This window comes from Streptomyces sp. SL06 (genome assembly GCF_058244745.1).
Genome location: NZ_JBSYOT010000002.1, coordinates 761,087 through 785,787 on the forward strand (window position 1 = coordinate 761,087; position 24,701 = coordinate 785,787).

The 24,701-nt window shown below is 76.6% G+C and carries 1 protein-coding gene (cut by a window edge); it reads right to left on the minus strand.

Going from position 1 to position 24,701, the window contains the following annotated elements; all coding sequences use genetic code 11:
* On the minus strand, positions 1 to 24,701 hold the 3' portion of the coding sequence (locus AC4IHM_RS03425) for a type I polyketide synthase (protein WP_490865595.1). 3,916 nt of this gene lie beyond the right edge of the window; only the last 24,701 of its 28,617 coding nucleotides appear in the window; its start codon lies off the right edge, out of view — the gene reads right to left on this strand; the stop codon is at positions 1 to 3.

Genomic DNA, 24,701 nt, shown 5'->3' on the forward strand with positions numbered 1-24,701 from the left:
TCAGTCCCGCTCTTCGTCAGGGTTGGCGTTGAGTGCCGTCCGCACCAGGTCGTCGAGGTCCATGGCGTCGATGGAGGCGTCGGTCGCCCCGTCGGCGCCCTCGGTGGCGGCGTCGGCCGCCGCGTCGGTGGCGGCCGTGGTGCCCGGGGCCGGGCCGGCCGGGTCGTGCCCGGCGAGGTCGAGCAGTTGGTCCAGGAGTCCGCTGTCGCGCAGGCGGTCCAGGGGGACGGCGGCGAGGGCGGCGCGCAGGGCGCTTTCCTCGTCGCCGACGGCTCCGGTGCCCGCTTCGTTGCCGGCGGGCAGGAGTTGTCCGAGGACGTGGGCGGCGAGGGCGGCGGGGGTGGGGTGGTCGAACACGAGGGTCGCGGACAGGGTGAGTCCAGTGGCGGTGCCGAGCTGGTTGCGCAGTTCGACGGCGCCGAGGGAGTCGAAGCCGAGGTCGCGGAAGGCCCGGTCGGGTCCGACCCGGTCGGGTCCGTCGAGGCCGAGCACGTCGGCGGCGCGTTCCCTGACCAGGGCGAGGACGGTCTGTGCGCGGCGGTTCTCGGGGAGCCGGGCGAGCCGGTCGCGCAGGTCGTGCCCGGAGCGTGCGGTCGCGCGCGGGTCCGCGGCGGCCGTGAGGACGGCGTGGGCGGGCATCTCGGCGAGGAGCGGGCTGGGCCGTATGCCGGTGAAGGCGCGGACGAACCGCTCGGGGTCCACGTCGGCGACCACGGCGACCGGATCGGTGCCGGTGACGACCTGGCGCAGGGCCAGGACGGCGAGGTCGGGGTCGAGGGGCCGGATGCCGGTGCGCCGGGCGAGGGCGGCGGCGCGGTCGCCGCCGGCCATGCCGTCGCCGCCCCAGGCGCCGTAGGCGACGGACGTGGCGGGCAGTCCCTCGCAGCGGCGCCGCTCGGCGAGGGCGTCGAGGACGGCGTTGGCGGCGGCGTAGGTGCCCTGGCCGGGGTTGCCGACGGCGGCGGACGCCGAGGAGAACAGGGCGAACACCTCCAGGTCCAGGTCGCGGGTCAGCTCGTCGAGGTGGAGCGCGGTGGTGACCTTGGCGTGGAACACGGTGGCGAACCGGTCGGTGGTGAGGCCGTCGAGGACACCGTCGTCGAGTACGCCCGCGGTGTGCACGACGCCGGTGAGCGGCGCGTCCTCGGGGATGGCGGCGAGGACGGCGGCGAGGGCGTCCCGGTCGGCGGTGTCGCAGGCGGTGATGACGGGTTCGGTGCCCAGCGAGCGCAGGTCCGCGGCGAGTTCGGCGGCGCCGGGGGCGTCGGGTCCGCGGCGGCTGAGGAGGACCAGGCGGCGGGCTCCGGCGCCGGCGAGGCGGCGGGCGGTGCGGGCGCCGAGGGCGCCGGTGCCGCCGGTGATCAGGACGGTGCCGGTGGGCTGCCAGTCGCGGCGGGCCTCGGGGCGTACGGCGGCGAGGCGCCGGCCGAAGACCGCGCCGGGCCGTACGGCGAGCTGGTCCTCGCCCTCGGGGTCGGCGAGGACGGCGGCGAGGCGCTGCGCGGTCCCCTCGTCGAGGGCGACGGGCAGATCGACGATGCCGCCCCAGCGCTGCGGGTGTTCCAGCGCGGCGACCCGGCCGAGTCCGTGCACGGCGGCCTGGAGCGGGGCGGTGACGGTCTCGGCGGGCGAGACGGCGACGGCGCCGCGGGTGAGGCACCACAGCGGGGCGTCGCAGTGGGCGTCGCCGAGGGCCTGGACGAGGAGGGTGGTCAGGGCGGCCCCGGCGGGTACCGCGTCGGTGAGGGCGGTGCCGTCCTGGTCGGCGAGGGCGAGCAGGGAGACCACGCCGGTGAACGGGCCGCCGTCGCGCAGTCGTTCGCGCAGGCCGGCGGCGAGGGCCGTGCGGTCCTGGCCGGTGACCTGGAGGACGTGCGCGCCGCTGCCGAGGGCACCGAGGACGGCGGCCGTCCAGGGGTGGTCGCCGTGGGTGGCGGGCACGACGGCGAGCCAGGTGCCGGCGGGGCGTGCGGAGCCGGTCCGGTTCAGGGGGCGCCAGGCGATGCGCTGGCGCCAGCCGTCGACGGTGGCCTGGTCGCCCTGGCGGCGCCGCCAGTCGCGCAGGGCGGGCAGGACCCGCTCCAGGGCGCTGCCGTCGACGCCGAGTTGACCGGCGAGGGAGTCGAACTCCTCGTCCTGGACGGCGCTCCAGAAGGCGGCGTCCCCGCTGTCCGTGCCGGTGTCCGCGGCGCCGGTGGCAGGGGCCTCGTCGGGCCAGAAGCGGCGGGTGCGGAAGGCGTAGGTGGGCAGGTCGACGCGGCGGGCGCCGGTGCCGTCGAGGAGTGCCGGCCAGTCGACGATCTGGCCGGCGGCGTGCAGCCGGGCCAGGGCGGTGATCACGGAGCGTTCCTCGTCGCGTCCGGTGCGCAGGGCGGGGGCGACGGCGGGGGCGGGGCGGTTGTCGTCGGCGAGGGTGTCGAGGGTGTCCTGGGCGAGGCCGCAGAGCACGCCGTCGGGGCCGAGTTCGAGGTAGCGGGTCGCGCCGCGGGCGGCGAGGGCGCGGACGCCGTCGCCGAAGCGGACGGCGCCGCGGACGTGCTCGACCCAGTACCCGGGGTCGCACACCTGCTCGTCGGTGACCGGTTCCCCGGTGAGGTTCGACACCAGGGGCAGCTTCGGCGGGGTGTACGACACGCTCCGGGTGACCTGTGCGAAGTCGTGAAGCATGGCGTCCATGTGCAGTGAGTGAAACGCATGGCTCACCCGCAAACGCCTAGTCTTGCGGCCGAGTGCGGCGAACTCGTCGGCGAGCGCGGTGACCGCGTCCTCGTCGCCGGAGACGACGACGGCCTCGGGTCCGTTGACGGCGGCGATGCAGACGGCGCCGGTCAGGTGCGGGGCGACGTTGTCCTCGGCGGCCTGGACGGCGAGCATGGCGCCGCCGGCCGGGAGTGCCTGCATGAGGCGGGCGCGGGCGGCGACGATCCGGCAGGCGTCGGCCAGGGAGAACACCCCGGCGACGTGGGCGGCGGCGATCTCGCCGACGGAGTGCCCGGCGAGCAGGTCGGGCCGCACGCCCCAGGACTCGAAGAGGCGGTGCAGGGCGACGCCGAGCGCGAACAGGGCGGGCTGGGTCCAGCCGGTGAGGTCGAGGAGGTCGGCCTCGGGGGTGCCCTCGGCGGCGAACATCACCTCGCGCAGCGGGCGTTCGAGTTCCTGGTCGAAGTGGGCGAGTACGTCGTCCAGGGCGCGGGCGAACACGGGGAAGCGCGCGTACAGGGCGCGGCCCGCCCCGGCCCGCTGGGAGCCCTGGCCGGGGAAGAGGAACGCGGTCCTGCCCCCGGGCGCGGCCCGGCCGCGCAGCACGGCGGGCCCGGAGCGGCCCTCGGCGAGGGCGGTGAGCGCGTCGAGGAGTTCGTCGCGTCCGGCGACGGCGAGGACGGCCCGGTGCTCGAAGGCGGAGCGCGTGGTGCCCAGGGACAGCGCCAGGTCGGCGACGGTGGGCCGGGTGGTGTCCGGGTCCGCGGCGACGAGCCGGTCGCGCAGGCGGGCGGCCTGGTCGGCGAGAGCGTCCGCGTCGGCCGCGGACAGCGGCACGGGCAGCGGTCGTACGAGGCCGGCGGCGGGGTCGGGACCGAGGGCCGGGCCGGACGCGGTCCCGGGGGCGGCGGGGGCCTGTTCGAGGATGACGTGGGCGTTGGTGCCGCTGGCGCCGAAGGCGGACACGGCGGCCCGGCGCGGCCGTCCGGTCTCGGGCCAGTCGGCCGCCTCGGTCAGCGGGCGTACGGCGTCGGGGTCCCAGGCGACGTGCCGGGACGGCTCGTCGAGGTGGAGGGTCCTCGGCAGGACGCCGTGGCGCATGGCGAGGACCATCTTGATGACGCCGGCGACTCCGGAAGCCGCCTGGGTGTGCCCGAGGTTGGACTTGACGGCGCCGACGAGCAGCGGCCGTCCCGCCTCGCGGTCCCGGCCGTAGGTGGCCAGGAGCGCCTGGGCCTCGATGGGGTCGCCCAGGGTGGTGCCGGTGCCGTGCGCCTCGACGGCGTCCACGTCGCGGGCGGTGAGCCCGGCGGCGGCCAGCGCCTTGCGGATGACGCGCTGCTGGGAGGGGCCGTTGGGGGCGGTGAGGCCGTTGGAGGCGCCGTCCTGGTTGATGGCGGAGCCGCGCAGTACGGCGAGGACCTCGTGCCCGTGGCGGCGGGCCGCGGAGAGGCGTTCCACGACGAGCATGCCCACGCCCTCGGACCAGGCGGTGCCGTTCGCGGCGTCCGAGAAGGGTTTGCAGCGGCCGTCCGGGGAGAGCGCGCCCATCTCGCCGAACTCGACGAACCCGACGGGCGTCGACATCACGGTGACGCCGCCGGCGAGGGCGAGGGAGCACTCGCCGGAGCGGATGGCCTGCGCCGCGAGGTGCAGGGCCGTCAGGGAGGAGGAGCAGGCGGTGTCGACGCTGACGGAGGGGCCTTCGAGGCCGAGGGTGTAGGAGAGCCGGCCGGAGAGCAGGCTCGCGGACTGGGCGGTCTCGACGTGGCCGGTCTGGCCGATCGCGGGCCGGTAGTCGCCGCTGCCGCCGCCGACGAAGACGCCGGTGTCGCCGCCGCGCAGGGCGGCGGGGTCGATGCCGGCCCGCTCCAGGGCCTCCCAGGCGGCCTGGAGGACGATCCGCTGCTGCGGGTCGATGACCAGGGCCTCGCGCGGGGAGATCCCGAAGAAGGCGGGGTCGAAGTCGGCGACGTCGTAGAGGAATCCGCCCTCGCGGGTGACGCTGCGGCCGCGGCCGTCGCGGTCGCCGTGCAGGAGCCGCTGGAGGTCCCAGCCGCGGTCGGTGGGGAAGCCGCCGATGGCGTCGGTGCCGGCGCCGAGCAGCTCCCACAGGTCCTCCGGGGAGCGGACCTCGCCGGGGTAGCGGCAGCTCATGCCGACGATGACGATCGGGTCGTCGGCGTCGGCGACACCGCCGGCCGGTCCGGCGGGAGCGGCGGCCGTGTCCTCACCACCGGGTCCGGCGAGTTCACCGAGGAGTTCGCCGAGGAGCGACGCGGCGAGCGCGGTGGGCGTCGGATGGTCGAACACCAGGGTCGCGGGCAGCGAGAGCCCGGTGACGCCGGCGAGCCGGTTGCGCAGGTCGACCGCCGTCAGCGAGTCGAACCCGAGGTCCTTGAAGGCGTGTTCGGCCGGTACGCCCGTGGCGTCGGCGTGGCCCAGCACCCCGGCGACCTCGGCGCACACCAGGTCGAGCAGGGCGCGGTCGCGCTCGGGCGGGTCGAGGGCGCGCAGCCGGTCGCGCAGTCCGGCCGCGGTGCCGGTGTCGCCGCCGGTGCCGTGGGCGGTGCGCAGGGCCTCGCGGGCCTCGGGCACCGCGGTGAACAGCCGGCCGGGGCGGGACCGGGTGAACGCGGGGGCGAACCGGTCCCACAGAACGTCGGCGACGGTCGCGCAGGCGGTGGCCGCCGGGTCGGCGGCGGCCTCGGCGACCACCGTGGCGAGCGCGGCGAGCGCCCGGCCGGGTGCCATGGGGGGCAGGCCGTTGGCGCGCAGATGGGCGGTGAGCCCCTCGGGTCCGGCGTCCTGCCAGGCGCTCCAGGCGACGTGGACGGCGGGGGTGCCGTGGGCGCGCTGCCGCTGCACGAGGGCGTCCAGGCAGGCGCCCGCGGCGGCGCCCTCGCCCTGTCCGGCGACTCCCCAGACGGCGGAGATGGAGCCGAAGACGACGAACGCCTCCAAAGTGCGGTCGCCGACGGCGCTCACCAGCGCCTCGTGCGCGGCACGGGCCCCTTCCGGGCCGTCGGCGGCGCCGGTGTCGCCGGTGTGGACGACGGCGAACGGCGAAGGGCCGTCGTCGTGCGCCGCCAGGGCCGCCGCGAGGGGCGCGGGGTCGGCGGGGTCCGGGTGGTGTACGGCGGTGAGGGCGGCGCCCGCCGCCTCGGCGTCGGCGCGCAGCGCGGTCATCGCCCCGGCGTCGGTGTCGGCGGGCCCGGCGAGCAGCACGTCGCGGGCGCCGTTGGCGGCGAGCCAGCGCACGACGTGCCCGCCGAAGCCCTCGGGGCGACCGGTGACCAGGACGGTGCCGGTGGGACGCCAAGTGGCGTCGGGGCGAGGGGATTCGACGCGGGCGAGGCGTCGGCCGAAGGCGCCGGAGGCGCGCAGTGCCACCTGGTCCTCGGCGGGCTCGGCGGCCGTGCCGGCGGCGGTCAGGACCGCGCGCAACCGTTCGGCGGTACGGGCGTCGGCGACGTGGTCGACATCGACGAGTCCGCCCCACCGGGCCGGCTCCTCCAGCGCGAGGACCCGGCCGAGCCCCCACAGGGCGGCCCGGTCGGGGTCGGCCGGGGTGTCGGCGCGCCCCACCCGGACCGCGCCCCGGGTGACGCACCACAGCGGGGCGTCGATCCCGGCGGCGCCCAGCCGGGCGAGCAGCACGTCGGGCCGCGGGGAGTCCGCGTCGGTGAGGGCGAGCACACCCGCGAACGCGCTGCCGTCCGCGGCCTCGGCGAGGGCGGCGGCGCAGGCCTCGGCGTCGTCGACCGCGGTCAGCCGTACGGCGTCCGTTCCGAGGGCACCGGCGAGGGCCTCGGCCCACGGGTCGCCGTCGAGGGCGGCCGGGGTCAGCACCAGCCAGGTGCCGGTGGTGGCGTCGGCGCGCGCGGTGCCAGTGAGGGGCTGCCAGGTCTCGCGGTAGCGCCACCCCTCCAGCAGGGAGCGCTCGGACCGGCCCCGGCGCCAGGCGGACAGGGCGGGCAGCACGCCCGACAGGACCGTGTCGTCGAGGTCGAGGGTGCCGGCGAGGGCCTCCAGGTCCTCCCGCTCGACGGCGGCCCAGAACGCGGCGTCCACCGGATCCGGGCCGGCGCCCGCGGCAGGCCCGGAGGCGGGCTCGGGCCAGTAGTGCTCGCGCTGGAAGGCGTACGTCGGCAGATCGACGCGGCGGGCGCCGGTGCCGTCGTACCAGGCGGCCCAGTCGACCTCCGCGCCGGCCGTGTGCAGCCGTGCCAGCGCCAGCAGCAGGGCCGTCTCCTCGTCGCGGTCCTTGCGCAGCGCGGGAACGACCACCGCCTCGGCCGGATCCAGGACTTGCTGGGCGAGGGCGGCCAGCACACCGCCGGGCCCGATCTCCAGGAAGGCGTTCGCACCCGCGGCGGCCAGGGCGGCGATCCCGTCGGCGAAGCGCACGGTCTCCCGCACATGCCGCACCCAGTACTCCGGGTCCGTCAACAGGCCTGGTTCCGCCACCGATCCGGTCACGTTGGAGACGACCGGGATGCGCGGCTCGGCGTAGGTCAGACTCTCGGCGACCGTGCGGAAGTCGTCCAGCATCGGTTCCATCAGCGCCGAGTGGAAGGCGTGACTGACGGAAAGACGCCGGGTTTTGCGGCCCTCGGACGCCAACTCATCTGCGAAGGCGTCGACTTCGCTCTCGGCACCGGCGACCACCACCGACTCCGGCCCGTTCACGGCGGCCAGCGACAGCCCCTCCGTCAGACGCCCGGCAACCTCAGCCTCCGTCGCCTGTACGGCCACCATCGCACCACCGGCAGGAAGTTCCTGCATCAGCCGGGCACGGGCGCTGACCAGAGCGCACGCGTCGTCCAGGGAGAACACCCCGGCCACATGCGCGGCGGCAATCTCACCGATGGAGTGACCCGCCACGGACTCCGGCGTCACACCCCACGACTCGACAAGACGGCAAAGCGCCACTTCCACCGCGAACAGCGCGGGCTGCGTAAACCCGGTGGCATCCAGACGCCCCGACTCCCCGTCCTCGAACAACACTTCACGCAACGACGGCTCGAACCGCGCGAGCACCGCGTCCAGGGCATCGGCGAACGCCGGGAAACGGCCGTACAGTTCACGGCCCATCCCCGCCCGCTGCGAACCCTGACCGGAGAAGAGGAAGGCGGTCCGGCGGTCGATGGCGTGGGCGCGGACGGTTTCCCGGGGCTCGCCGTCGGGGTTCACGAGCAGGACCGCGCGGTGCGCGAAGGTGCCGCGGCCGGTGGCGAGGCTGTAGGCCGTGTCGAGGGCGGAGGTCCCGGGGTGGGCGGCGGTGAACGCGGTCAGCCGCTCGGCCTGCGCGGTCAGCGCGGCCTCGGTGCGGGCGGAGACGAGCCACGGCAGGACCGCCGGGGCGGCCTCGGGCCCGGCAGGGGACGGCTCGGGGTCCGGCAGCGGCTCGGGCTGCTCCAGGATGACGTGGGCGTTGGTGCCGCTGACGCCGAAGGCGGAGACACCGGCGCGGCGCGGACGGCCCGTCTCGGGCCAGGCCCGGTGCTCGCGCAGCAGTTCCACCGTGCCGTCGGACCAGTCGACGTGGCGGGAGGGCTCGTCCACGTGCAGGGTGCGCGGCAGTTCACCGCGGCCGAGGGCGAGGACGGTCTTGATGACTCCGGCGGCGCCGGCGGCGGCCTGGGTGTGGCCCAGGTTGGACTTGACCGTGCCGAGCAGCAGTGGGCGCTCGGGGGTGCGGCCGTCGCCGTAGGTGGCGATCAGGGCGTGGGCCTCGATCGGGTCGCCGAGGGTCGTGCCGGTGCCGTGCGCCTCGACGGCGTCCACGTCGGCCGGGGTGAGCCTGGCGTCGGCGAGGGCCTGGCGGATGACGCGCTGCTGGGCGCGGCCGTTGGGGGCGGTGAGGCCGTTGCTCGCGCCGTCCTGGTTGACGGCGGAGCCGCGCAGGACCGCGCGGACGGGGTGGCCGTGGCGGCGGGCGTCGGACAGTCGCTCAAGGACGAGGACTCCGGCGCCCTCGGACCAGGCCGTGCCGTCGGCGGAGTCCGCGAAGGCCTTGCAGCGGCCGTCGCCCGCCAGGCCGCCCTGGGCGGTGAACTCCACGAAGGCGTCGGGGCTGGACATCACCGACACGCCGCCCGCGAGGACCAGGGAGCACTCCCCGGAGCGCAGGGCGCCCGCGGCCATGTGCAGGGCGACCAGCGCGGAGGAGCAGGCGGTGTCGACGGTGACGGCGGGACCCTCGATGCCGAGGGTGTAGGAGAGCCGGCCGGACATCACGCTGGCGGTGGTGCCGGTGGCGGCGTGGCCCTGTACGTCGGTGGTGCCGCGGCGCAGCATGGTGGCGTAGTCCTGGCCGTTGGTGCCGACGAAGACGCCGGTGGCGCTGCCGCGCAGGCCGGTGGGGTCGATGCCGGCGCGTTCCAGGGCCTCCCAGGAGGTCTCCAGGAGCAGGCGCTGCTGCGGGTCCATCGCCAGGGCCTCGCGCGGGGAGATCCCGAAGAAGGCGGCGTCGAACATGCCTGCGCCGTCGAGGAAGCCGCCCTCCAGGGTGGCGGATCCGCCGCGGGCGAGCGTGTCGAGGTCCCAGCCGCGGTCGGCGGGGAAGCCGGTGATGGCGTCGCGGCCCTCGTCGAGCAGGTGCCACAGGTCCTCGGGGCTCTCGACGCCGCCGGGGAAGCGGCAGCCCATGCCGACCACGACCACGGGGTCGTCGTCGGTGGCGCGGTTGGTGGAGTCGGCGGGGCCGTGCGCGGTCGCCGCGGCGGGCAGGTCGCCCAGGATCTCGGTGAGGAGGTGGGCGGCGAGGTCGCGGGTGGTCGGGTGGTCGTAGACGAGGGTGGCGGGCAGCCGCAGTCCGGTGGTGGCGTTGAGGGTGTTGCGCAGTTCGACCGTGGTGAGGGAGTCGAAGCCGAGGTCGGTGAAGGCGCGGTCGGCCTCCACGGCGTCCGGGTCGGGGTGGCCGAGGACGCCGGCGACCTGGGCGCGTACGAAGTCCAGTACGTACCGGTCGCGGGCCGGGCCGGTGAGGGCGGCGACCTGGCGGCGCAGGGCCGGTTCGGTGTCGCGGGCGGCGGGGGTTCCGGGGTCGAGGTCGTGGAGTTCGGGCAGGTCGGCGACGAGGGTCCGGTGGGGGGTGAACACGGTGGCCCAGCGCCGCCAGTCGATGTCGGCGACGAGGAGGGTGGTGTCGCCGTGGCCGACGGCGGTGTCGAGGGCGGTGAGGGCGTCCTCGGGGCTGGTCGGGGTGTAGCCGCCGCGGCGCACCCGGTCCTCGACTCCGGTGGCGTCGCCGGCCATGCCGGTGCCCGACCAGGGGCCCCAGGCCACGGAGAGGGCGGGCAGGTCCAGGTCGCGGCGGTGTTCGGCGAGGGCGTCGAGGTAGGCGTTGGCGGCGGCGTAGTTGGCCTGGCCGGCGGAGCCGAGGGCGCCGGCGGTCGAGGAGAACAGCACGAAGTCGGTGAGGCCGAGGTCGCGGGTCAGCTCGTGCAGGTGGGCGGCGGAGCGGGCCTTGGCGTCGAGTACGGCGGCGAACCGCTCGGGGGTGAGGGTGTCGAGGAGTCCGTCGTCGAGGACGCCGGCGGCGTGCACCACGGCGGTGAGCGGGTGCTGCTCGGGTATGGCGGCCAGGAGTGCGGCGAGGGCGTCCCGGTCGGCGGTGTCGCAGGCGGCCAGGGTCACCTCGGCGCCCAGTTCGCGCAGTTCGGCGGCGAGTTCGGCGGCGCCCGGGGCGTCAGGGCCGCGCCGGCCGGCGAGGAGCAGGTGGGGGGTGCCGCGTCCGGCGAGGCGGCGGGCGACGTGGGCGCCGAGGGCGCCGGTGCCGCCGGTGATCAGGACGGTGCCCTCGGGGGCGAAGGGGCGCGGATCGGAGGTGCCGGGGGCGGGGTGGTGGGCCAGGCGGCGGGCGTAGGTGGCGGAGGCGCGGACGGCGAGCTGGTTCTCGGTGCCGGGTGCGGCGAGGAGGTGGGCGAGGCGGCGGACGGTGCGCTCGTCGGTGTGCTCGGGCAGGTCGACGAGGGTGAGGCGGCGCTCGGGGTGTTCGAGGGCGGCGGTGCGGCCGAGGCCCCACAGGGCGGCCTGTCCGGGGTGTGCGAGGCGGTCGGCGCGTCCGGTGCTGACGGCCTGCCGGGTGAGGATCCACACGGGCGCGGTGATCCCGGCGTCGTCGAGGGCGCCGAGCGCGGCGGCGGTGGGCGCGACGGTGTTGGTGCCCGCCGGGTCGTCGCCGTCGCCGGGGGCGAGGGCGAGCAGGGCGAGGACGCCGGTGAACCCGGTTTCCGGGCGGGGCAGTTCGCGCAGGGCGTCGGCGAGGGCGGCGCGCTCCGCGGTGTCGGCGGTGAGGTGGGCGGTGTCCGGGCCGAGGGTGTCCAGGACGGCGGCGGTCGCGGGCGCGAGGGGGCCGGCCGGGCGCAGGACGAGCCAGGTTCCGTCGGGGCGTGCGGTGGGGGCGCCGTCGAGGGGCTTCCACACGGCGCGGTGTCGTCGGGCGTCGGCGGCGGCGCGTTCGGTGCGGCGGCGACGCCAGGAGGACAGGGCCGGTACGAGGGCGGACAGGGTGGTGTCGTCGAGGCCGAGGTCGGCGCCGAGCGCGGGCAGGTCGGCGCGCTCGACGGCGGCCCAGAACGCGGCGTCGGAGCCGGTGTCGGCGGCCGGTCCCGCGGGGGCGGCCGGCGGGAAGGTGGTGTCGGGCCAGTAGCGGCTGCGCTGGAAGGCGTAGGTGGGCAGGTCGATCCGGCGGGCGCCGGTGCCCTTGAGGCAGGCGGTCCAGTCGACGGGGACGCCGTGCACGTGGAGGCGGGCGAGGGCGGTGGCCAGGGACGCCGTCTCGTCGCGGTCGCGGCGCAGCGCGGGCACGGTGACGGCGGCGGGGGCGGCCGGAGTGGCGTCGGTGTCGTCCTGCGGGTCGAGGACGGCGCGGGCGGCGGCGCTGAGGGTGCCGTCGGGGCCGAGTTCGAGGCAGGTGGTGACGCCCTGGCGGGACAGGGTGCGCACCGCGTCGGCGAACCGGACGGTGGCGCGGACCTGGTGGACCCAGTAGTCGGGCGAGCGCAGTTCGTCGGCGGTGGCGAGGTCTCCGGTGACGGTGGAGACCAGCGGCAGTCGCGGTGTCTCGTAGGTGAGGCCGCGGGCGACGCGGGCGAAGTCGTCGAGCATGGCGTCCATGCGCGGTGAGTGGAAGGCGTGGCTGACCTTGAGGACGCGGGTGCGGCGGCCGTCCTCGGCGAGCCGGGCGGCGACGGCGGCGACGGGTTCCTCGTCGCCGGCGATCACGACGGCGCGGGGGCCGTTGACCGCGGCGACGGAGACCCGGTCCTCCAGTCCTTCGAGCAGCGGGAGCACCTCGTCCTCGCGGGCTTCGACGGCCACCATGGCGCCGCCGGTGGGGAGTTGCCCCATGAGTCGGCCGCGGGCGGCCACGAGGGCGCAGGCGTCGTCCAGGCAGAGCACGCCGGCGACGTGGGCGGCGGCGATCTCGCCGATGGAGTGTCCGGCGACGGTGTCGGGGTGGACGCCGAAGGACTCCACGAGCCGGAACAGGGCGACTTCGAGGGCGAACAGGGCGGGCTGGGTGAAGGCGGTGTCGTCGAGGAGGGCGGCCTCGGGGGTGCCCTCGTCGGCGAACAGGACCTCGCGCAGCGGCCGTTCGAGTTCCCGGTCGAAGCGGGTGAGTACGGCGTCCAGGGCGTCGGCGAACGCCGGGTGCCGCTCGTACAGTTCGCGGCCCATGGCGGCGCGCTGGCTGCCCTGGCCGGTGAAGAGGAAGGCGAGCCTGCCGCGGGCGGGGGCGCCGGTGAGCAGGGCGCCGTCGGGGGTGCCGTCGCGCAGCGCGGTGAGGGCGCGCAGCAGTCCGTCGCGGTCGGTGGTGAGGACGGCGGCGCGGTGTTCCAGGGCGCCGCGGGTGGCGGCCAGGGAGTGGGCGAGGTCCACGAGCGGCTGCTCGGGGTGGTGGGTGATGTGGTCGGCGAGCCGGGCGGCCTGGTCGCGCAGGGCGGGCGCGGTGCGCGCGGACAGGACCACGGGGACCCCGGCGGGCAGGGTGTCGGGTTCGGTGGAGGGACGGGCGGGTTCGGCGAGGTCGGCGGGGGCCTGCTCGACGATGGTGTGGACGTTGGTTCCGGACAGGCCGAAGGAGGACACGGCGGCCCGGTGGGGGCGGCCGGTCTCGGGCCACGGCACGGTCTCGGTGACCAGTTCGATGGCGCCGGAGGTCCAGTCGACGTGGCTGGAGGGCGTGTCGACGTGCAGGGTGCGCGGTACGGTGCCGTGCCGCATCGCCAGGACGGCCTTCATGACGCCGGCGATGCCGGAGGCCATCTGGGTGTGGCCGATGTTGGACTTCACCGAGCCGAGCAGCAGCGGCCGGTCGGCGGGCCGGTCCTGGCCGTAGGTGGCGAGCAGGGCCTGCGCCTCGATCGGGTCGCCGAGTGCGGTACCGGTGCCGTGGCCCTCGACCACGTCGATGTCGGCGGCGGTGAGTCCGGTGACCGCGAGCGCCTGGCGGATGACGCGGACCTGGGAGGGTCCGTTGGGCGCGGTGAGGCCGTTGGAGGCGCCGTCCTGGTTGATGGCGGAGCCGCGGATCACGGCGAGGACGGGGTGTCCGTTGCGGCGGGCGTCGGACAGCCGCTCGACGAGTACGAGGCCGACGCCCTCGGCGAGGCTCATTCCGTCGGCGCCCTCGGCGTAGGCCTTGCAGCGGCCGTCGGGGGCCATGGCGCGCTGGCGGCTGAAGCCGGTGAATGCCTGCGGGGTGGCCATGACGCTGACGCCGCCGGCGAGGGCGAGGGTGGACTCACCGTTGCGCAGGGACTGGCAGGCCAGGTGCAGGGCGACCAGGGAGGAGGAGCAGGCGGTGTCGAGGGTGACGGCCGGGCCCTCCAGGCCGAAGGTGTAGGCGAGCCGGCCGGACATGACGCTGGAGATGGTGCCGGTGATGAGGTGGCCCTCGGCGCCCTCGGTGGAGCCGCCGCCCGCGGTGTAGTCCTGGTAGCTGGCGCCGATGAAGGTGCCGGTGAGGCTGCCGCGCAGGGTGGCCGGGTCGATCCCGGCGCGTTCCATGGCCTCCCAGCCGGTCTCCAGCAGGAGCCGCTGCTGCGGGTCCATGGCGAGGGCCTCGCGCGGGGAGATCCCGAAGAAGGCGGCGTCGAAGTCGGCGACGTCGTGGAGGAATCCGCCCTGGGTGGAGTAGGTGGTGCCGGGGCGGTCCGGGTCGGGGTCGTAGAGGGCGTCGGCGTCCCAGCCGCGGTCGGCGGGGAAGCCGGTGATGGCGTCGCCGCCGGCCGCCATGAGGTCCCACAGGGCCTCGGGCGAGGTGACGCCGCCGGGGTAGCGGCAGCTCATGGCGACGACGGCGATCGGCTCGTCGGAGACGGCCGCGGCGGCGGGTACGGGTTCGCCGGACTCCGTGGCGGGGCCGCCGACCAGGCCGCGCAGATGACCGACGAGGGCGAGCGGGTCGGGGTGGTCGAAGACCAGGGTGCTGGGCAGGGTGAGGCCGGTGACGGCGGCCAGCCGGTTGCGCAGGTCGACGGCGGTGAGCGAGTCGAAGCCGATGTCGCGGAAGGCGCGCCGCTCGGAGAGCACCTCCGGGGAGGCGTGGCCGAGGACGGTGGCGGCCTCGGAGCGCACCAGGTCGAGCAGGAGGCGGTCCCGCTCGCCCGCGGGCAGGGCGCGCAGGCGGGCGGTGAACTCGCCGCCCTCGGCGGCGCGGGCCGCGTTCTCCTCGGTGATCCGGCGGACTTCGGGGACCTCCTCGAAGAGGTCGGTGGGCCGGGAGGAGGTGAACACCGGGTGGTAGCGGTCCCAGTCGACGTGGGCGACGGCGAGGGCGCCCTCGTCGCCGTCGAGGACCTGCCGGAGCCCGGCGAGGGCCGGCGCGGGGGCCATGAACTCCAGGCCGCTGCGGCGGATCTGGCCGGGGTCGACGCGGCCGAGCTTCTGGTCGTCGGCCCAGATGCCCCAGGAGACGGCGGTGCCGTGGGCGCCGCGGGCACGCCGGTGCTCGGCGAGTGCGTTGAGGTGGGCGTTGGCGGCGACGTAGGCGGCGTGCCGGCCGCTGCCCCACATGCCGGCGGTGGAGGAGTACAGCACGAACGCGTCGAGTTGCTCGTCGTCGAGGAGTTCGTCGAGGTGGCGCGCTCCCGCGGTCTTGGCGTGCACGACCTTGGCGAACGCGTCGAAGCTGGTCTCGTCGAGGGACTGCAGCTCGATGACGGCGGCGGTGTGGAAGACGCTGCGGACGGTGCGGCCCTCGGCGGCGAGGCCGTCGAGGAGGGCGGCGACGGCCTCGCGGTCGGCCACGTCGCAGGCGGCGACGGTGACCCGGCAGCCGCGGTCGGCGAGTTCGGCGGTGAGGTCGGCGGCGCCGGGGGCGTCCGGGCCGCGGCGGCTGGTGAGGACGAGGTCGCGGGCGCCCTGGTCGGCGAGCCAGCGTGCCAGGTGCGGGCCGAGGGTGCCGGTGCCTCCGGTGACCAGGACGGTGCCGCGCGGGGTCCAGGCGGAGGAGCCGGTCGGGGCGGGGGCGGGGGCGATCCGGCGGGCGAGGACGCCGGAGGCGCGCACGGCGAGCTGGTCCTCGCCGGTGTCGCCGGCGAGGACGGCGGCGAGCCGTCCGGCGGCGCGGTGGTCCAGGGTGTCGGGCAGGTCGACGGTGCCGCCCCAGCGTTCGGGGTGCTCCAGGGCCGCGGTCCAGCCCATGCCGTGGACCATGGCCTGGAGGGGCCGGGTGAGGTGGTCGGCGCGGCCGGTGGAGACGGCGCCGCGGGTCAGTGCCCACAGGGGGGCGGCGAACCCGGCGTCGCCGAGGGCCTGGACGAGGGTGACGCTCAGAGCGAGGCCGGTGGTGAGGACCGGGTGGGCGGTGCCGGTGTCCTCGGCGTCGGCGAGCAGGGAGACCACGCCCTGCGGCTGGGGCAGGGCGCGCAGCCGGTCAGTGAGGGCGGCGCGGTCGGTGTCGGCGGCGGTGAGGACGAGCGGCAGGGTCTCGGCGCCGTGCGTGGTGAGGGCGTCGGTGACGGCGGCGGTGTGGGCCGGGTCGGTGCCGTCGGCGGTGACGAGGAGCCAGGTGCCGTGCAGGGTGGCGGTGGGCAGGGCGGCCAGCGGCTTCCAGGTGGCGCGGTAGCGCCAGGAGCCGACGGTGGAGCGGTCGCGGTGCCCGCGGCGCCAGGTGGACAGGGCGGGCAGCAGCGGGGCGATGGCCTCGCGGTCGAGGTGGAGGCGGACGGCGAGGGAGTCGGCGTCCTCCTGTTCGACCTCGGACCAGAACTCGGCGTCGGCGGGGTCGCCGTCGGCGGCGCCCTGGGCGCGGGCGGCGATGGCCCAGAGGTGTTCGCGCTGGAAGGCGTAGGTGGGCAGGGGGGTCTTGCGGGCGCCGGTGCCGGCGTAGACGCTCGGCCAGTCGGCGCGGCCGCCGCGGACCCACTGTTCGGCCAGCGAGGTCAGGAAGCGGTCGGTGCCGCCCTGGTCGCGGCGCAGGGTGCCGACGGCGGCGACCGGGCGGCCGGTGGCCTCGGCGGTGGCCTGGACGGCCATGGTGAGCACGGGGTGCGGGCTGATCTCGACGAACACGGTGTGCTCGGAGTCGAGCAGCGCGCGCACGGTCTCCTCGAAGCGGACGGCCTGGCGCAGGTTGCGGTACCAGTACGCGGCGTCCGTGCCGGTGGCGTCCAGGGGCGCGGCGGTGACCGTGGAGTGGAAGGGGACGCGGGGGGCGCGCGGGGTCACCGGGGCGAGTACGTCGAGGAGTTCGGCCTCGATGCGTTCGACCTGCGGGGAGTGGGAGGCGTAGTCCACGGCGACGCGGCGGGCGCGGATGTCGCGGGCGGTGAACTCGGCGTGCAGGGCGTCCAGGGCCTCGGGCGTACCGGCGAGGACCACGGAGTGCGGGCCGTTGACGGCGGCGACGCAGACGGCGCCGTCGTGGGGGGCGAGGTGTTCCTCGGCCTCGGCGGCGGACATCTGTACGGACATCATGCCGCCCGCGCCGGCGAGGACGCGCCCGATGGCCTGCGAGCGCAGGGCGACGACGCGGGCGCCGTCGTCGAGGGAGAGCGCGCCGCAGACCACGGCGGCGGCGATCTCGCCCTGGGAGTGGCCGATCACGGCGTCGGGGGTGACGCCGTGCGCGCGCCACAGCTCGGCAAGGGAGACCATCACGGCCCAGGTGGCGGGCTGGACCACGTCGACGCGGTCCAGGGTGGGGGCGCCGTCGGTCCGGCGGAGCACGTCGAGGAGGTTCCAGTCGGTGTACGCGGCCAGCGCGGCGGCGCACTCGTGCAGGCGCTCGGCGAACACCGGTGAGGTGTCGAGGAGTTCGGCGCCCATGCCGGCCCACTGGGAGCCCTGGCCGGGGAAGACGAACACCGTGCGGCCGTCGGTGTCGGCGGTGCCGTGGACGACCCGGCTGGTGGACCGGCCCTCGCCGAACGCGCCGAGGGCCTCGGCGAGTTCGACGCCGCCGGTGCCGAGGGCGACGGCCCGGTACTCCAGTACGGAGCGGCCGGTGACCAGGGTGTGGCCGATGTCGGCGGGGTGGACCGCGGGTGCCTCGGTGACGTGGGCGGCGAGCCGGGTGGCCTGCTCGCGCAGGGCGGCGGGGGCGGCGGCGGACAGGATCCAGGGCAGGGTGGTGCCGGCGGGCAGCACGGGCGCGGGTGCCTCGGCCGGCGTGTCGGCGGGGGCCTGCTCCAGGACGGCGTGCGCGTTGGTGCCGCTGATGCCGAAGGAGGACACGGCGCAGCGCAGCGGACGCTCCTCGCGCCGCCAGGGGGTGTTCTCGGTGAGGAGGCGGACGGTGCCGTCGGACCAGTCGACGTGGCTGGAGGGTTCGTCGGTGTGCAGGGTGCGCGGGAGTTCGCCGTGGCGCATGGCCTGGACCATCTTGATGATGCCGGCGACGCCCGCGGCGGACTGGGTGTGGCCGATGTTCGACTTCACCGAGCCGAGCAGCAGGGGGCGTTCGGGGTCCCGGTCCTGGCCGTAGGTGGCGAGGAGCGCCTGCGCCTCGATGGGGTCGCCGAGGGCGGTGCCGGTGCCGTGCGCCTCCACGGCGTCGATGTCGTCGGTGGTGAGGCCGGAGGCGGCGAGGGCCTGGCGGATGACGCGGATCTGGGAGGGGCCGTTGGGGGCGGTGAGGCCGTTGCTGGCGCCGTCCTGGTTGATGGCGGAGCCGCGGACGACGGCGAGGACCTCGTGGCCGTTGCGGCGGGCGTCGCCGAGCCGTTCGAGTACGAGGATGCCGACGCCCTCGGCGAGGGTCATGCCGTCGGCGCCCTCGGCGAACGCCTTGCAGCGGCCGTCCCGGGCGAGGGCGCGCTGCCGGGAGAAGGCGATGAAGGGCATCGGGTTGGTCATGACGGTGGCGCCGCCTGCGAGGGCGAGGGTGGACTCGCCGTTGCGCAGGGACTGGCAGGCCAGGTGCAGGGCGACCAGGGAGGAGGAGCAGGCGGTGTCGACGGTGACCGCGGGCCCCTCCAGGCCGAAGGAGTAGGCGAGGCGGCCGGACAGGACGCTGGGGCTCGATCCGGTGACGACGTGGCCGGCGGAGCCGTCGGCCATGCCGACGCCGTAGTCCTGGTAGGTGGAGCCGATGAAGGTGCCGGTGGGCGTGGAGTGCACGGCGGCCGGGTCGATGCCGGCGTGCTCGAACGCCTCCCAGGTGGTCTCCAGCAGGAGCCGCTGCTGCGGGTCCATCGCGAGGGCCTCGCGCGGGGAGATCCCGAAGAACGCGGCGTCGAACTCACCCGCGTCGTGCAGGAATCCGCCCTGGGTGGAGTAGGTGGTGCCGGGGCGGTCCGGGTCGGGGTCGTAGAGGGCGTCGGCGTCCCAGCCGCGGTTGACGGGGAAGTCGGAGATGGTGTCGGTGTTGTCGGCGACGAGCCGCCAGAAGTCGTCGGCGGAGCGGGCGCCGCCGGGGAAGCGGCAGCTCATGCCGATGATGGCGATCGGTTCGTCGGCGGCGGCCACCGCGCCCGGCAGGGCGGCGTCCCGGCCGGTGCCGAGGAGTTCGTCGCGCAGATGGCGGGCGAGGGCGAGGGGGCTCGGGTAGTCGAAGACGAGGGTGGTGGGCAGGGCGAGGCCGGTCAGCGCGGCCAGCCGCCTGCGCAGGTCGACGGCGGTCAGCGAGTCGAACCCGGCGTCGCGGAAGGCCCGCTTGGCGGGGACGCCCTCGGCGGAGGTGTGGCCGAGGACGACGGCGGCCTCGGAGCGCACCAGGTCCAGCAGGAGGCGTTCCTGCTCGGCGGGGGTGAGGCCGGCGAGCCGCCCGGCGAGTTCCCCGGCGGTGCCGGAGGTGCCGGGGGCGGTGAGCGCGGCGACGGTGTCGACGGCGTCGAAGAGCCGGCCGGCGCGGGCGGCGGTGAAGACCGGGTGGTACTGCTCCCAGTCGACGTCGGCGACGGTGACGGTGCTCTCGCCGCGGACGACGGCGCGGCGCAGTTCGGTCATGGCGAGGGCCGGGTCAAGCAGCCGCAGGCCGGTGCGTTCGAAGCCCTCGGCGATGGAGCGGTGGGCGTCGGCCATGCCGGTGCCGGCCCAGGGGCCCCAGGCCACGGAGGTGGCGGCGAGGCCGCGGTCGCGCCGCTGCTCGGCGAGCGCGTCGAGGTAGGCGTTGGCGGCGGCGTAGGCGCTCTGGCCCGCGCTGCCCCAGGTGCCGGCGACGGAGGAGACCAGGACGAGGAAGTCGAGGTCGTAACCGTCGAGGAGGTCGTCGAGGTGGGCGGCGCCGAGGAGCTTGGCGGCCATGGTGGAGGCGATGTCGGCGAGGGGGGTGTCGGCGAGCGCGCTGGCCTGTCCGACGCCCGCGGCGTGCACGACACCGGTCAGGGGGGCGTCCTCGGGGACGCCGGCGAGGACGGCGGCCAGTGCGCCGCGGTCGGCGGCGTCGCAGGAGACGACGGTGACCCGGGCGCCGTACTCCTCCAGTTCGGTGCGGAGTTCGGCGGCGCCGGGGGCGTCGGGGCCGCGCCGGCCGGCGAGGATCAGGTGGTCGGCGCCGGCGCGGGCGAGCCAGCGGGCGGCCTCGGCGCCGAGGCCGCTGGTGCCGCCGGTGACCAGGACGGTGCCGGAGGCGGTGAAGGCGTCCTCGCGGGGCAGTTCGTCGCCGGGGTGGCGCACCACCCGGCGGGCGAGGGTGCCGCCGGCGCGGACGGCGAGCTGGTCCTCGCCGCCGCGTCCGGCCAGTACCCCGACCAGGCGCTGGACCGCGGGGGCGTCCAGCGTCGCGGGCAGGTCGACCAGACCGCTGAACTGCTCGGGGCGTTCCAGGGCGGTGACCCGGCCCAGGCCCCAGGCGGTGGCGCGGGCGGGGTGGGTGAGGGGGTCCCCGGGGCCGGTGGAGACGGCTCCGCGGGTGACGGTCCACAGGGGCGCGGTGACGGCGGCGTCGCCGAGGGCCTGGGCGAGGACGACCCCGAGGGCGAAGCCGGTGGGGAGCCCCGCGGTCGCGTCGTCGGCCGGGGCCGCGGTGGGCCGGGCGCCGTCGGCCAGCGGCAGCAGGGAGAGCACGCCGGTGACGCCGGGTCCGTCGGCGGCGGCGTCGGTGAGGGCGGCGCGCAGGGTGTCGGCGAGCCGGTCGCGGTCGAGGTGGGTGGTGTCCAGGGGGACGGGCAGCAGGACGGCGCCGTGGCCGCGCAGCGCGTCGAGGATCTCGGCGCCCGCCGCGCCGTCCGCGGTGGTGACGGCGAGCCAGGTTCCGTCCAGGACGGGCGCGTTCTCGGGGTCGGCGGGGTGCCAGGCGGTCCGGTAGCGGGCCGCGTCCAGGGCGGCGCGCTGGTGCCGGGCGCGGCGCCAGGAGGACAGCGAGGGCAGCAGGGTGTAGAGGGAGGCGTGCTCCTCGTCGCGCAGGCCGAGGAGGTCGGCGAGCAGGGCGGCGTCGCCGCTTTCGACGGCGGTCCACAGTTCGGCGTCGGCGGGGTCGGCGGAGCCGGCCGCGGTGCGGCGAGCGGTGGGCGCGGTGGTGTCCGGCCAGTACGTCTCGTGCTGGAAGGCGTAGGTGGGCAGTTCGACCGGGCGGGCGCCGGTGCCCCGGTGGACGGCGCTCCAGTCGACGCGGACGCCCCGCACGTGCAGCCGGGCCAGCGCGGTCAGGACGGACTCGTTCTCGGCGCGGTCGGTGCGCAGCAGCGGTACGGCGTCGGTGTCGCCGTCGGTGGTGGCCTCGGCGAGGGTGTCCTGGGCGGCGGCGGCCAGGGTTCCGCCGGGGCCGAGTTCGAGGTAGGTGGCGGCGCCTGCCGTGCGGGCGGCGCGTACCGCGTCGGCGAAGCGGACGGTGGAGCGGACGTGCCGCACCCAGTAGTCGGCGGTGCGCAGGTCGTCGCCCCCGGCGAGACGGCCGGTGAGGTCGGACACCACGGGCACGGTCGGCTCGTGGTAGGTCAGGCCCTCGGCGACCTCGCGGAAGGCGTCGAGCATGGCGTCCGTGCGGGGCGAGTGGAAGGCGTGGCTCACCCGCAGCCGGCGGGTGGTCCTGCCGAGGCCGGCGAAGTGGTCGGCGATCCGCCCGGCGGCCTCCTCGTCGCCGGAGACGACGACGGAGCCGGGGGTGTTGACGGCGGCCAGGCCGACCTGGTCCTCGACGCCCGCCAGGAGCGGGAGCACCTCGTCCTCGGATGCCTGCACCGACCACATGGCGCCGCCCTCGGGGAGGGCCTGCATCAGGCGGGCGCGGGCGGCGACCAGGGCGCAGGCGTCGTCCAGGGAGAGGACGCCCGCGGCGTGCGCGGCGCTGATCCCGCCGATGGAGTGGCCGAGGAGCACGCCGGGGCGTACTCCCCAGGAGCGGACGAGCCGGTAAAGGGCGGTCTCCAGGGCGAACAGCGCGGGCTGGGTCCAGCCGGTCTCGTACAGGGCGGCGGCGCCGGGTGTGCCGTCGGCGGCGAACAGCACGTCCCGCAGGGAGCCGTGGGGGGTGCCGGGGTGGGTGTCGAGGAGCAGCGGGTCGAGGCGGGCGATCACCTCGTCGAGCGCCTCGGCGAACACCGGGTGGCGCGCGTGGAGTTCGCGGCCGGTGCCGGGGCGCTGGCTGCCCTGGCCGGTGAAGATCAGGGCGGTGCGGCCCGCGCCGCCGGTCTCGCCGACCACGAGTGCCGGGTCGGACCGGTCGGCGGCGAGGGCGGCGAGGGCCCGTCGGGCGTCGTCGGCGGTGCCGACGACGACGGCGCGCTGTTCGAAGGCCGGGCGGGTGGTGGCCAGGGACAGGGTGAGGTCGGCGGGGGCGTCGTCCGGGTGGGTGCCGAGGTGGGTGAGCAGGCGGGCCGCCTGGGCGCGCAGGGCGCCACGGGTGCGGCCGGAGAGGGTCCAGGGCAGTACGGCGGGCGTGCCGTCGGCGGGCTCCTCGTGGGCGGGGGTGGGTTCGCCCTGTTCCAGGACGATGTGGGCGTTGGTGCCGCTGATGCCGAAGGAGGAGACGGCGGCGCGGCGGGGGCGGCCGGTCTCGGGCCAGGCGGTGTGCTCGTGGAGGAGGCGGACGTCGCCGCTCTCCCAGTCGACGTGCCGCGAGGGCCGGCCGGCGTGCAGGGTGGGCGGGAGTTCGCCGTGGCGCATCGCCTGGACCATCTTGATGACGCCCGCGACTCCGGCGGCGGCCTGGGTGTGGCCGATGTTGGACTTCACCGAGCCGAGCAGCAGCGGGCGTTCGGGGTCCCGGTCCTGGCCGTAGGTGGCGAGCAGGGCCTGCGCCTCGATGGGATCGCCGAGCGCGGTACCGGTGCCGTGCGCCTCCACGGCGTCGATGTCGTCGGTGGTGAGGCCGGAGGCGGCGAGGGCCTGGCGGATCACCCGCTGCTGGGAGGGGCCGTTGGGCGCGGTGAGCCCGTTGCTCGCGCCGTCCTGGTTGACGGCGGAGCCGCGCACCACGGCGAGGACGCGGTGGCCGTTGCGGCGGGCGTCGGAGAGCCGCTCAAGGACGACCACGCCGACGCCCTCGGACCAGCCCACTCCGTCGGCGTCGTCGGAGAACGCCTTGCAGCGGCCGTCGGGCGACAGACCGCGCTGGCGGGAGAACTCCACCAGGGAGGTCGGGGTGGACATCACGGTGACGCCGCCGGCCAGGGCGAGGGAGCACTCCCCCGCGCGCAGGGCCTGCATGGCCCAGTGCATGGCGACGAGGGAGGAGGAGCAGGCGGTGTCGACGGTGACCGCGGGCCCCTCCAGGCCGAGGGCGTAGGAGACGCGGCCGGAGGCGATGCTCGGGGCGGTGCCGCTGCCCTGGTGGCCCTCGAAGCGCTCGTCGGCGAGGGTGGCGGAGTAGTCGCTGTACATGACGCCTGCGAAGACGCCGGTCTGGCTGCCGCGCAGGGCCAGCGGGTCGATCCCGGCGTGTTCGACGGCGGTCCAGGACGCCTCCAGCAGCAGGCGTTGCTGGGAGTCGGTGGCGAGTGCCTCGCGGGGGCTCATGCCGAAGAAGCCGGCGTCGAACTCGCCCGCGTCGTGCAGGAATCCGCCGTGGCGGGTGTAGGAGGTGCCGGGGTGGTCCGGGTCGGGGTGGTAGAGGCGGTCGAGGTCCCAGCCGCGGTTGACGGGGAGTCCGCCGACCGCGTCGGTGCCCTCGGTGACCAGGCGCCACAGTTCGTCGGGCGAGGTGACGCCGCCGGGGTAGCGGCAGCTCATGCCGACGACGACGATCGGGTCGTCGGCGTCGACGGCGCGGGTGCGGGGGGCGGCGGGCGCGGCGGTGTCCGGGGTGTCGCCGAGTTCGTCGAGGAGGTGGGCGGCGAGGGCGGTGACGGTCGGGTAGTCGAAGATGACGGTCGCGGAGGTGCGCAGACCGGTGGCGGCGGCGAGCCGGTTGCGCAGCTCGACGGCGGTCAGCGAGTCGAACCCGAGATCCTGGAAGGGCCGTTCGGGGTCGATGTCGCCGGCGGAGGTGTGCCCGAGGACGCCGGCGACCTGGCCGCGCACCAGGTCGACGAGGGTCTCGGTACGGGCCTCCGCGTCGAGCCGGGACAGCCGTTGGGCGAGGCCGAGGGCGGCCTCGGAGCCGGTGCGCACGGTGCGCTGGGTCCGGCCGCGGACCAGGGAGCGCATGAGGTGCGGCACCTCGCCCCGGCCGCGCAGGACGGCGAGGTCGAGGCGGACGGGCAGGACGGCGGCGTCGGGCAGGGCGAGCGTGGCGTCGAAGAGGGCGAGGCCCTGTTCGACGGTGAGCGGGGGTGTGCCGGAGCGGGACATGCGCTCCAGGTCGCGGTCGCCGAGGCCGCCGGTCATGCCGCCGGTGGGCGCCCAGGGGCCCCAGCCGAGGGAGAGTGCGGGCAGTCCCGCGTCCCGGCGTACCCGGGCGACGGCGTCGAGTACGGCGTTGGCGGCGGCGTAGTTGGCCTGGCCGGGCGCGCCGGTGGTGCCGGCGAGGGAGGAGAAGACGACGAACGCGGCGAGGTCGAGGTCGCGGGTGGCGCGGTGCAGGTGCCACACCGCGTCGGCCTTGGGCCGCAGTACGGCGGCGAGGCGCTCCTCGCTGAGGGACTCCACGAGCCCGTCGTCGAGGACGCCCGCGGTGTGCACGACGGCGGTGACGGGGCGGTCGGCGGGGATGTCCGCGAAGAGGCGGTCGACGGCGCCGGCGTCGGACACGTCGCAGGCGGCGAGGGTGACCTCGGCGCCCGACTCGCGCAGTGCGCCGGCGAGTTCGGCGGCGCCGGGCGCGTCAGGGCCGCGCCGCCCGGCGAGCAGCAGGTGCCGTACGCCGTGCTCGGTGACGAGGTGGCGGGCGAGGACGGCGCCGAGGCCGCCGGTGCCGCCGGTGACGACGACGGTGCCTTCGGGGTTCCAGGGGGCGGCCGTACGGTCCTGGTCGGGGCGGACGCGGGTGAGGCGTGCGGTGCGCACGGCGCCGTCGCGCAGCGCGGTCTGCGGCTCGTCGTCGGCGAGGGCGGCGGCGAGGGCGTCCGGGTCGATGCCGGTCGCGGGGTCGAGGTCGAGCAGGGCGAAGCGGCCGGGGTGTTCGGCCTGGGCGGCGCGGACCAGGCCCCAGACGGCGGCGGCGGCCGGGTCGGTGAGGGTGCCGTCCCCGGTGGCGACGGCGCCGCGGGTGACGAACACCAGGC